The organism is Amycolatopsis eburnea (assembly GCF_003937945.1).
In the GTDB taxonomy this organism is placed as follows: Bacteria; Actinomycetota; Actinomycetes; order Mycobacteriales; family Pseudonocardiaceae; genus Amycolatopsis; species Amycolatopsis eburnea.
In genome coordinates this window covers 1-237 of sequence record NZ_RSEC01000054.1, presented here as the reverse complement: position 1 = coordinate 237, position 237 = coordinate 1, and the positions used below count along the sequence as shown (strand labels likewise).

General features: G+C 66.2%; 1 protein-coding gene. It reads right to left on the bottom strand.

The genetic code is table 11. The features are described from left to right. The coding region (locus EIY87_RS47730) for a hypothetical protein (RefSeq protein ID WP_158641350.1) at nucleotides 1-237 on the bottom strand (237 nt) is incomplete at both ends.

Here is a 237-nt window from a genome sequence, read left to right as displayed (position 1 = left end):
GGATCGTGCCGAGGAGGATGACTCTGCTCGGGAGGAGGCCGAGGCTGACGATGCGCAGGATGATGCGGATCGGCGTGCCGAGGAGGATGACTCTGCTCGGGAGGAGGCCGAGGACGGCGATGCGCAGGATGATGCGGATCGTGCCGAGGAGGATGACTCTGCTCGGGAGGAAGCCGAGGACGGCGATGCGCAGGACGATGCGGATCGTGCCGAGGAGGATGACTCTGCTCGGGAGGA